Annotated in this window: 9 protein-coding genes; 2 read left to right on the top strand and 7 right to left on the bottom strand. The window is 71.0% G+C overall.

Features of this window, described 5'->3' with window-relative positions:
- Positions 1-415: 415 nt before the first annotated feature.
- Positions 416-1,423 carry a stage II sporulation protein M gene (locus tag ACIBM5_RS37195; protein WP_396011137.1) on the bottom strand — a complete coding sequence of 336 codons (1,008 nt, stop codon included), beginning with the start codon at positions 1,421-1,423 and terminating at the stop codon, positions 416-418.
- Between the two features lie 50 nt (positions 1,424-1,473).
- Between ACIBM5_RS37195 and ACIBM5_RS37190 the strand changes: the two genes are divergently transcribed.
- Complete coding sequence (locus ACIBM5_RS37190) at positions 1,474-2,613, top strand: RDD family protein (RefSeq protein WP_396011136.1); 1,140 nt, start codon at positions 1,474-1,476, stop codon at positions 2,611-2,613.
- Here ACIBM5_RS37190 and ACIBM5_RS37185 read toward each other — a convergent pair.
- Positions 2,597-3,202, bottom strand: coding sequence for a hypothetical protein (locus tag ACIBM5_RS37185; RefSeq protein ID WP_391586863.1), 606 nt, complete (start codon positions 3,200-3,202; stop codon positions 2,597-2,599). The two genes, ACIBM5_RS37190 and ACIBM5_RS37185, sit on opposite strands and share 17 nt — an antisense overlap.
- A gap of 9 nt (positions 3,203-3,211) precedes the next feature.
- A complete protein-coding gene (locus ACIBM5_RS37180; RefSeq protein WP_396011135.1) occupies positions 3,212-3,667 on the bottom strand; it encodes a MarR family winged helix-turn-helix transcriptional regulator in 456 nt (151 codons plus the stop codon).
- An 85-nt stretch (positions 3,668-3,752) separates the two neighbouring features.
- Between ACIBM5_RS37180 and ACIBM5_RS37175 the strand changes: the two genes are divergently transcribed.
- Positions 3,753-4,682, top strand: a complete 930-nt coding sequence (locus ACIBM5_RS37175) for a zinc-binding alcohol dehydrogenase family protein (RefSeq protein WP_396011134.1) — start codon at positions 3,753-3,755, stop codon at positions 4,680-4,682.
- A 21-nt stretch (positions 4,683-4,703) separates the two neighbouring features.
- Here the strand turns inward: ACIBM5_RS37175 and ACIBM5_RS37170 are convergent, their stop codons facing one another.
- The 4 genes from ACIBM5_RS37170 to manA all read right to left on the bottom strand — a co-directional run bounded on the left by ACIBM5_RS37170 (position 4,704) and on the right by manA (position 9,575).
- A complete protein-coding gene (locus ACIBM5_RS37170; protein WP_396011133.1) occupies positions 4,704-5,480 on the bottom strand; it encodes an HNH endonuclease family protein in 777 nt (258 codons plus the stop codon).
- Between the two features lie 141 nt (positions 5,481-5,621).
- Positions 5,622-7,070, bottom strand: coding sequence for an adenosylhomocysteinase (gene ahcY / locus ACIBM5_RS37165; protein WP_391586859.1), 1,449 nt, complete (start codon positions 7,068-7,070; stop codon positions 5,622-5,624).
- 162 nt (positions 7,071-7,232) lie between these two features.
- A complete protein-coding gene (locus ACIBM5_RS37160) occupies positions 7,233-8,213 on the bottom strand; it encodes a cation diffusion facilitator family transporter (protein WP_396011132.1) in 981 nt (326 codons plus the stop codon).
- Between the two features lie 141 nt (positions 8,214-8,354).
- Positions 8,355-9,575: a mannose-6-phosphate isomerase, class I gene (gene manA / locus ACIBM5_RS37155; RefSeq protein WP_396011131.1), complete on the bottom strand. Its 1,221-nt coding sequence runs from the start codon at positions 9,573-9,575 to the stop codon at positions 8,355-8,357.
- Positions 9,576-9,577: the final 2 nt, after the last annotated feature.

The following is a 9,577-nucleotide window of genomic DNA, read 5'->3' as shown; positions in this document are numbered from 1 at the left end:
GCGGCTTCGCTTTCCTCGCTTTCGGCTTCCACCGCGTTTCCGCGTTTTCCGCCTCCCGGACTCTAGCAGATCTTGCGACCCGCTTTTCGTCCGTTGCTTTCCGCCTTCGAAACTTTCGTTTCCTTGGCTTCCGGCTCTTCGAGCTTAGCAGATTCGGTAACCCGTTTCCGCCACGCTCCGGCCGATTGGGAATTCCAAAACCACGCGCACAAGAACAGCAAATAGCCCAACCCGTCGCGAATGAACGCGACCGATGATCGAGAAATTCGATGGTGATGCTGCGGCAGGAATGCGATCCTTGACGGACGCCCCGCTCGACCCTGGCAGAGACTACCAGACTGTCGCGCCGTTGAACAACTTCGCGACAACCCTTCGAATCTACGTGTGCGTCCGGTGGACTGTCAAGATCACCTCTTCAGGCGACCATCGGCAGCTCGTCCGCGACGTCCGAGGATGCCACATCCCCCTGCTCTCCGGCGAATTCGCCCCGGCGGCCCAGGATCACCACGTAGCCGAGGAACAGGACCTCGGCCGCCACGCCGATCGCGATGCGGCCCCAGGTCGGCAGGCCGGACGGGGTCACGAAGGCCTCGATGACGCCGGATACGACCAGGACCAGGGCCAGGCCGACGGCCATGCCCAGGGCAATTCGGCCCTCCGCGGCGATCGCCGCGGCCCGGGTGCGGGGACCCGGGTCGATCACGGTCCAGCCCAGGCGTAGGCCCACCCCCGCCGCGATGAACACCGCGGTGAGTTCGAGCAGGCCGTGTGGCGTGATGAGGCCGAAGAACACGTCCAGGCGGCCCGCGTCGGCCATCAGGCCCGCCGAGATGCCGACGTTCATCGCGTTGCTGAAGACGATGAACAGCACCGGCAGGCCGAGCAGGATGCCCAGGGCCAGGCAGCCGGCCGTGACCCACGCGTTGTTCGTGGCCACCTGGGCGGCGAAGGAACTCGCCGGGGCGCTGGAGTAGTAGGTCTCGAAGTCGCCGCCGGGGCGGGTCATCTGTCGGATGTCGTCCGGCGCGGCCACCGCGTCGCGGACGGCCGGGTCGTGTGCCACCCAGGCCGCGATGATCGAGGCGAGTGCGACGAAGACCAGTGCCGTGACACCCCACCAGCGGCGACTGCGGTAGACCGCCACAGGGAATCGAACGGTCAGGAACAGCACCGCCTCGCGCCAGGCCGGCGTACGGGGTGCGGTGACCGCCGAGCGGGCCCGCGCGGTCAGGGTGGAGAGCCGGCCGACCAGCACCGGGTCGGGCGCGGCCGAGCGGATCGTCGACAGGTGGGTGGCCGTGCGGCGGTACAGCGTCACCAGCTCGTCCACCTCGGGGCCCGACAAGCGCCGCCGCCGGCGAGTCAGTTCTTCCAGGCGTTGCCACTCGTGGCGGTGCACCGCGACGAACACGTCGACATCCATACGGTGCATCCTCTCTGGAAGTGGCATTCACGCACACACGGGAGGTGGACGTGTCCGAGCTCGTCACGGGCGAAGCGGTCGCGCTCGACCTGCGGCCGGCGCGATTGCCCAGTCGGGCGATCGCGATGGTGATCGACCTGTCCGCGCAGGTGGCGCTGTTGCTGCTCGCCGTCTGGCTGGTGTCGCTGGCGGTTCCGGTCGAGGACGACGCGCTCGCGTCGGCGTTGTTGTTGTCGATCGTCGTGTTGGTCGTGGTCGGGTGGCCGGTCGCCTGGGAGACCGCCAGTCACGGGCGGTCGCCGGGAAAGATGGCGCTCGGGCTGCGGGTGGTCCGCGACGACGGCGGGCCGATTCGGTTCCGGCATGCGTTGGTTCGCGCGCTGCTCGGGTTCTTCGTGGACTTCTGGACCACGTTCGGGTGCGGCGCGATCTTCTCTTCGCTTGCCTCGAAGAACGGCAAACGGCTCGGTGACATGGCGGCGGGCACGTTCGTGGTGCGCGAGCGCACTCCCGGGGCGCGGCACCTGCCGGTTCCGCTGCATCCGGCCGCCTCCGCGTGGGCGACCGGAATCGAGTTGTCCGGACTGACCGATGATCTGGCCCTGGCCATTCGGCAATTCCTGTCGCGGCGTGGCGAGCTGGATCCGGCGACAGAGGCTTCGCTGGGCGAGCGGTTGACCGTGGATACCGCGAACCGGATCGGAATCGGTCCGCCGCCCGGAATGCACCCGGTGGTCTACCTGGCCGCGGTGCTGGCCGAGCGGCAGCGGCGGGACTGGGAGCGGTACGCCGGCGGCTCACACGGTCTCGCCCCCGCAGCACCCTCACCGGCACCCATGCCGCCACCAACACCGGCACCCATGCCGACACCGACGCCGCCACCGACACCGACGCCGCCACCGATTCCGACATCGACGACGACATCAGCGACGCCATCGACGCCGCCCCCCACCGCGCCACACCCATCGGAGCACGCCCCGGCCCGGCCGCCGCTCCATGAACAGGTCCCACCACCCGCGCCGACAGGCGCACCGACAATCGCTCCGGCTCCGGCTCCGGCTCCCGCCCCCACGCCCTCACCCGCACCCGAACCCCCACCCGACCCTCGGCCCGCCCCCGTCGCACCGCCCGCCGCACCGCCCGCCGATCCCGACCGGCGTGAGCGTCCCGGGTTCACCCCGCCGTCGTGATCCGCGGGTTCGGCGGTGTGTCGAGGGCTTCGAGTTCGATGCCGGGGGCGGCCAGGACCACGTCGCCGCTCAGGTGCACGGTGGCGCGGTCGCCGGTGGCGAGGTCGTCCACCTCGTAGCGTTCGACGAGCAGGCCGTCGTGGTTTTCGACCGCGGCCAGGGTCCAGGACTGGTCCACGGTGTGTGCCGCCAGTACCGGTTCGGTCAGCGCGATCAGGCGCAGCCGCGCGGAGCCGCCGGGGGTCAGGTTCAGCATGGTCGCGGTGGCGATCAGAAAGGCGGGCGAGCGGCCGGTGAAGCCGGCGGCCTTCGCCTCGGCCTCGGTCGCCGGCACGTCGAGGTTCGGGTCCGCCGCCGCGCGCAGCCACACCACGCCGGCCGCGCCGTCCACGACCGTCGCGCCGCCGCGGACCCGCCAGCCGCCGGCGAGCGCCTCCAGGCGCAGCGGTCGTCCTCGGGCGTCGAGGGTGAGATCGATGCCGCTGCCGGTGTAGCGCCAGCCGATCGGGCCGGGGGCACAGGAGAAGCGTTCCTCGCCGAGGGGGGTGCCGTCGTGCGGGTCGTGGAAGGAGTAGGTGCCTGAGGGCATGCGCGGACCCTACGACACGGTGGGTTCGCCGGCGGCCACGACGCGGGTGAGCAGGGCGGTGAAGGTGGCTCGCTCGGCGGGGTCGAGCGGGGCGAGCAGCTCGTCCATCGCGGCGTCCACGAGTGGTTCCTGCCGGGCCAGGCGCTGTGCGCCGGCGGGGGTGACGGTGATCGCGTTCTTGCGTCGGTCGCGGGGGTCGGGGGTGCGGGTGATCAGGCCGTCGGCCTGGAGGCTGTTCAGGATCGCGACCATGTCCTTGGGGTCGATGGCCACCGCGCGGGCGAGTTCGGCCTGGGCGACCGGGCCGTACTCGCGGACGGCGATCAGCACCAGGTGGTGGAGCATCGGCATGCCGTCGGCGGCCAGCGCGCCGCGGACGAGTCCTCGGCCGTGCGCGGCGGCGCGGCCGAGCAGCCAGCTGGGCAGGGCGCGGATCCGGGCGGGAGCGGGCAGCTTGTCGACCATGGGTGCAGCCTATCCGGAGAATCGTTGGACTTTCCCATGATCAAGCGAATACCGTTGGGGATCCCCATGATTCCTGGAGGTGTGTGTGCGTCGCGTTCGCTATTACGAGTACGGCGGTCCGGAAGTGCTACGCGTGGAGGAGGCCGGGGCGCCCGAGCCGGGGCCGGGCGAGTTGCTGATCCGCACCGAGGCGATCGGGGTGAGCCTGCCGAGCGTGCGGAAGGTGCGCGAGGGTGGACTGCCGTTGCCCGGGGTGTTCGGCGGAGAGGTGGCCGGCGAGGTGGTCGCGGCCGGTCCGGACGTCTCCGGGTACGCGGTCGGGGACCGGGTGGTCGCGATCTCGTTCACGAACGCGTACGCGGACCTGGCGCTCGCGCCGATCTTCACCGCGTCGCACATCCCGGCCGCCGCGAGCGCCGCGGACGCGGTCGCGCTGGTGCGCGGTGGTCAGGTCGCGCTCGCCGCGCTGACCTCGGCCGGTTCGGTCGAGGGCAAGTCCGTGCTGGTCACCGGCGCCGCGAGCGGAGCCGGTCACCTGGCCGTGCAACTGGCCCGTACGCGCGGCGCACGGCGCGTGGTGGCGGCCGTCGGCTCGCCGGCCAAGGCCGACTTCCTGCGCGGGCTGGGGGTCGACGAGGTGGTGTGCTACGACGCCGAGTCATGGGGCGAGCCGGTCGACGTCGTGCTCGACGGCGTCGGTGGTGACGTGTTGCCGCGCGCGCTCGCCGCGCTCGCGCCGTTCGGGCGGCTGGTCTTCTTCGGCTCCGGTGGTGGGACGGTGCCCGCGTGGGAACTGCTCGCGGGCGCGCGGACCGTCACCGGGATGTCGATGGCCCGGTTCTCCACCGCGTTCCCGGAGTTGTACGAGCGGCACCGGCAGGAGTTGTGGGACCTGGCGCTGTCGGGCCGGCTGCGGGTCGCGGTGCACGAGACGTTCGCGCTCGCGGACGCGGCGAAGGCGCACGCGGTGATCGAGGCGCGCGCCAACTTCGGCAAGGTCGTGTTGCGACCGTAGGGCCGGTCTTCGTTTCCCCGGTCAGCCCGCACACTGCGCGAGCATCGCCTGCTTGTCCGCGTCGGTGACCGGCAGGGCGTACTTGATCGAGACCTGCGCGTAGCGGACCACGTACGAGCAGCGGATCGCCTTGTTCGGCGGCAGCCAGCCGGCCGGGCTCGAATCGCCCTTGCCGCCGTTGATCGGGCCGTCCACGGCGAGCAGGTTGAGCGGGTCGTTGGCCAGCCGGCGGCGCTTGTCCGCGTCCCACTGCGCGGCGCCCATCTGCCAGGACGCGCTCAGCGGCACCACGTGGTCTATCTGCACCGCGGACGCCTTGGCCTTGGTGAACACTATGTCCTTGCCGGAGTACGGATCGGGCAGCGTCATGGCGGTCACGACGCAGCCCTTCCGGTCCTTCCACTGCGTCACCCGGCCGTCCCGCTTGAGGATGTCGTCGCGGGTGTCGCAGCTGTTCCGGCCGAACGGCACGTCGGTGACGCTGTCGGTCCAGGCCGGCCCGTACTTCTCCCGGTCGTAGCCGGTCTGCGGACCGCGGCCCTTGGTGTCCACCCGTCCGATCAGCGCCCGGGCCCGGGTCAGGTCGGCGGCCGAAGTCAGCGGCGCCAGGCCCGCCTTGACACCTTCCTCGTTCTCCAGCGGGCTGGCCGCCTCGCCACCGGTCGGCGCCTGGCCCTGCGCCGAGGCGGCCTTGGACGCATCGGCCCCGGCCGCGGGTTCGGCCTCGGAACCGTCGCCCTGACAGGCCGTCAGCGCGGCCCCGGCCAGCAGGATGGATATGTACGTGCGCCGTTGCATGCGACCGCCCCCCGAGGGATGTCGTGTGTCGTCGTTCGATGGCTACCCCGGCAACAGGCCGGGCGGCGCACGATCCGTGCGCCGCCCGGCCTGTCGGGATGATCGGTGATCGGTGTCGGTGCCCGGCACCGACGGTCGATGTCAGTAGCGGTAGGCGTCCGTCTTGTACGGGCCCTCGACCTTGACGCCGATGTAGGCGGCCTGCTCCTCGGTCAGCGTCGTGAGCTTGACGCCCAGCGCGTCCAGGTGCAGGCGCGCGACCTTCTCGTCCAGGTGCTTGGGCAGCACGTAGACGCCGATCGGGTACTCCTCGGGCTTGGTGAACAGCTCGATCTGCGCGATGGTCTGGTTCGCGAAGCTGTTGGACATCACAAAGCTCGGGTGACCGGTCGCGTTGCCCAGGTTGAGCAGCCGGCCCTCGGACAGCACGATCAGCTTCTTGCCGTCGGGGAACGTCCAGGTGTGCACCTGCGGCTTGACCTCGTCCTTGACGATGCCCGGGATCTTGGCCAGGCCGGCCATGTCGATCTCGTTGTCGAAGTGGCCGATGTTGCCGACGATCGCCTGGTGCTTCATCCGCTGCATGTCGGACGCCATGATGATGTTGAAGTTGCCGGTCGTGGTGATGAAGATGTCACCGATCTCGACGACCTCGTCCAGCGTGGTGACCTGGTAGCCGTCCATCGCCGCCTGGAGCGCGCAGATCGGGTCGACCTCGGTGACGATCACCCGGGCGCCCTGGCCGCGCAGCGACTCGGCCGAACCCTTGCCGACGTCGCCGTAGCCGCAGACGACCGCGACCTTGCCGCCGATGAGCACGTCGGTGGCCCGGTTGATGCCGTCGATGAGCGAGTGGCGCACGCCGTACTTGTTGTCGAACTTGCTCTTGGTGACCGAGTCGTTGACGTTGATCGCCGGGAAGAGCAGCGAACCGGCCCGGAACATCTCGTACAGGCGGTGCACGCCGGTGGTGGTCTCCTCGGTGACGCCCTTGATGCCCGGGGCCATCGCGGACCACTTGCCCGGGTTCTCCGCGAAGGTCGCGCGCAGCAGCGCCAGGAAGACCGTGTACTCCTCGGAGTCGGCGTCGGTCGCGTCCGGGACGCCGCCGGCCTTCTCGAACTCGACGCCCTTGTGCACGAGCATCGTGGCGTCGCCGCCGTCGTCGAGGATCATGTTCGGGCCGTCATGGCCGGGCCAGTTCAGCGCCTGCTCGGTGCACCACCAGTACTCCTCCAGCGTCTCGCCCTTCCAGGCGTAGACCGGCACGCCGCGCGGGTCCTCGGGGGTGCCCTCGGGGCCCACCGCGATGGCCGCGGCGGCGTGGTCCTGGGTGGAGTAGATGTTGCAGGAGACCCAGCGCACCTCGGCGCCGAGCGCGACGAGCGTCTCGATCAGCACGGCGGTCTGCACGGTCATGTGCAGCGAGCCCATGATCCGGGCGCCGGCCAGCGGCTGCGCTGCGGCGAACTCGCGACGGATCGACATCAAACCGGGCATCTCGTGCTCGGCGAGGGTGATCTCCTTGCGGCCGTACGCGGCGAGGGAGAGGTCGGCGACCTTGAAGTCGCCGTCGAGCTGCGAAGCCATGGCAGTGAATCCTTCTGCGAAGAGGGGTGGATGGAACTGGAGACACACCGGTGCCGCGGGCGCCGATGCCGTGCCATCCAGTCGGACACTTCTGTGCCTACGGGTCCCGGACCCGACCGCCCTCTGCAGCGACTGTCGTAGTGCGTCACCGACGTTAACACCTCAGTGGTCGGCGGCGTGAGGGTCCTTGCCCCCCGGCGTGGCCTCGGGGTCGGCGCCGCGCACGGCCTCTTCGGTGCGGTATATGTCCGGTTCCAGGTAGATCACCCGGGCGATCGGCACGGCCGCGCGCACGCGCGCCTCGGCGGCGTCGATCGCCTGGGCCACCTCGGCCGCGGTGTCGTCGTGGTTGACCGCGATCTTCGCGGCGACCAGCAGTTCGTCCGGGCCCAGGTGCAGCGTGCGCATGTGGATCAGCCGCTCGACGTCGGGGCCGGCCACGATGGCCGCCTCGATCGCCCGGACCGTCTCCACCCCGGCCGCCTCGCCGAGCAGCAGGCTGCGGGTCTCCGACGCGAGCACGATCGCGATCAGCACCAGCAGCACGCCGATGCACAGCGTGCCGATGCCGTCCCAGACGCCGTCGCCGGTGGCTACCGCGATGCTGACCCCGGCCAGCGCCAGGATCAGGCCGATCAGCGCGCCGAAGTCCTCCAGGAGCACGATCGGCAGCTCGGGCGACTTGGCCCGGCGGATGAACTGCGGCCAACTCAGCTCGCCCCGGTGCAGGTTGGACTCGCGGATCGCGGTCCGGAAGGAGAACCCCTCCAGGACGATCGAGAAGACCAGCACGCCGACCGCCCAGTACCAGCTCTTCAGCTCGTGCGGATGGGCGATCTTCTCGTAGCCCTCGTAGATCGCGAACATGCCGCCGACGGAGAACAGCACGATCGAGACCAGGAAGCCGTAGATGTAGCGCTCGCGGCCGTAGCCGAAGGGATGCTCGGGTGTGGCGTCGCGCTGCGCACGTTTGCCGCCGACCAGGAGCAGCACCTGATTGCCCGAGTCGGCCAACGAGTGCACGCCCTCGGCCAGCATCGACGACGACCGGGTGAACGCGAAGGCGACGAACTTGCCCACCGCGATGCCCAGGTTCGCCGCCAGTGCCGCGACGACCGCCTTGGTTCCGCCACCCGCGCTCATAGGTCGACTCCCACCCGTTGGTTGACCATCGTCGTCACCGACCGCCGACTGCCGTACGTCGGCGATCAGTGTGCCATCGGGCATCCGTGTACCCCGGGAGGCCCGCGCTACCGCGACCGCGCGTCGATTGCCCCGCGCCGCTCAGGAGCACGGGACGTTCGCCCGGAAGACCAGGCCGTCGTCCCCCTCGACGGTGACCGCGACCCGCGGTTCGCCCGCGCGCACGTACACGGATTGGCCGCGGGCCAGATCGAGCACGGCGCCGTCCGCGCCGGTGGCCGTCGCCCGGCCGCGTACGCACAGCAGGATCTGGGGGCCGGCGGTGTCCAGGAGGTAGGGCTCGCGGCCCGAGGTCGCCCGCAGCCGGGAGAGTCGGAAGTCGGCGACCGGGGTCGCGTAGACCTCCTCGCCCGGGTCGACCTCGGTCGGCTCGGGGCCCAGGATCTCCACCGGGCCGGCCCGGAAGGCCATGATCCGCAGCAGTTCGCCGACGTCGATGTGCTTGTCGGTCAGGCCGCAGCGCAGCACGTTGTCGGAGTTGGCCAGGATCTCGACCACGACGCCGTGCAGGTAGGAGTGCGGCATGCCGGCCGCGAGGAAGACCGCCTCGCCCTCGCGCAGCCGGATGTGGTTGAGCAGCAGGGCCACCGCGACGCCCGGGTCGCCGGGGTGGCGCTCGGCCAGGCCCGCGACCGCGGCGCAGGCCTCCGCGTACGGCGATCCGTTCGCGGCCAGCCGGCGGCAGGCCGCGGCGACCGCGTCGACCACGCCGGTCCGCAGGCGGGCGGGCAGCATGAGCACGTGCGTGGTCGCCGCGCGCAGCGCCGCCTCCTGGTCCGGGTTGCGCAACGCCCGTGCGAACGGGGCCAGTTCCGGGACGTCGAGGGCGTCGAGCAGCTTGAGCGTCTGGGCGATCTCGCGATAGCCGACCAGGCCCTCGAAGTCGCCGAGCGCGCAGATCATCTCCGGCTTGTGGCTGGAGTCGCGGTAGTTGCGGTGCGGCGCGTCGATCGGCACGCCGCGGGCCTCCTCCTCCGCGTAGCCGTGCCGGGCCTGGACCGCGTCCGGGTGCACCTGGAGCGACAGCGGTTCCTCCGCGGCCAGCACCTTGAGCAGGAACGGCAGGCGCGGGCCGAACCGGGCCGCGGTGTCCGCGCCGAGTTCGCCCTCGGGGTCGGCGGCGATCAGCTCGACCAGCGAGTACGGTCCGTGGCCCCGGTCGATCTCGGAGGGCGCGCCGGGGTGGGCGCCCATCCACAGCTCGGCCTGGGGTTCGCCGGTGGGGGCGACGCCGAGCAGTTCGGGGATGGCCGTGAGCGAACCCCACGCGTTGGCGCGGATCCGGTTGACGAGGCGGTCCATGG

The sequence above is a fragment of the Embleya sp. NPDC050493 genome (assembly GCF_044458105.1).
GTDB lineage: Bacteria > Actinomycetota > Actinomycetes > Streptomycetales > Streptomycetaceae > Embleya.
Note: the sequence above shows the minus strand (reverse complement) of the source record. Positions and strands in the feature narration are given on the sequence as shown.

Bases quoted from the DNA above. Each gene is read 5' to 3' on its own strand.
- ACIBM5_RS37195 (WP_396011137.1), bottom strand. From the start codon at position 1,423: ATGGATGTCGACGTGTTCGTCGCGGTGCACCGCCACGAGTGGCAACGC.
- ACIBM5_RS37185 (WP_391586863.1), bottom strand. From the start codon at position 3,202: ATGCCCTCAGGCACCTACTCCTTCCACGACCCGCACGACGGCACCCCC.
- ACIBM5_RS37180 (WP_396011135.1), bottom strand. From the start codon at position 3,667: ATGGTCGACAAGCTGCCCGCTCCCGCCCGGATCCGCGCCCTGCCCAGC.
- ACIBM5_RS37170 (WP_396011133.1), bottom strand. From the start codon at position 5,480: ATGCAACGGCGCACGTACATATCCATCCTGCTGGCCGGGGCCGCGCTG.
- ahcY (WP_391586859.1), bottom strand. From the start codon at position 7,070: ATGGCTTCGCAGCTCGACGGCGACTTCAAGGTCGCCGACCTCTCCCTC.
- ACIBM5_RS37160 (WP_396011132.1), bottom strand. From the start codon at position 8,213: ATGAGCGCGGGTGGCGGAACCAAGGCGGTCGTCGCGGCACTGGCGGCG.
- manA (WP_396011131.1), bottom strand. From the start codon at position 9,575: ATGGACCGCCTCGTCAACCGGATCCGCGCCAACGCGTGGGGTTCGCTC.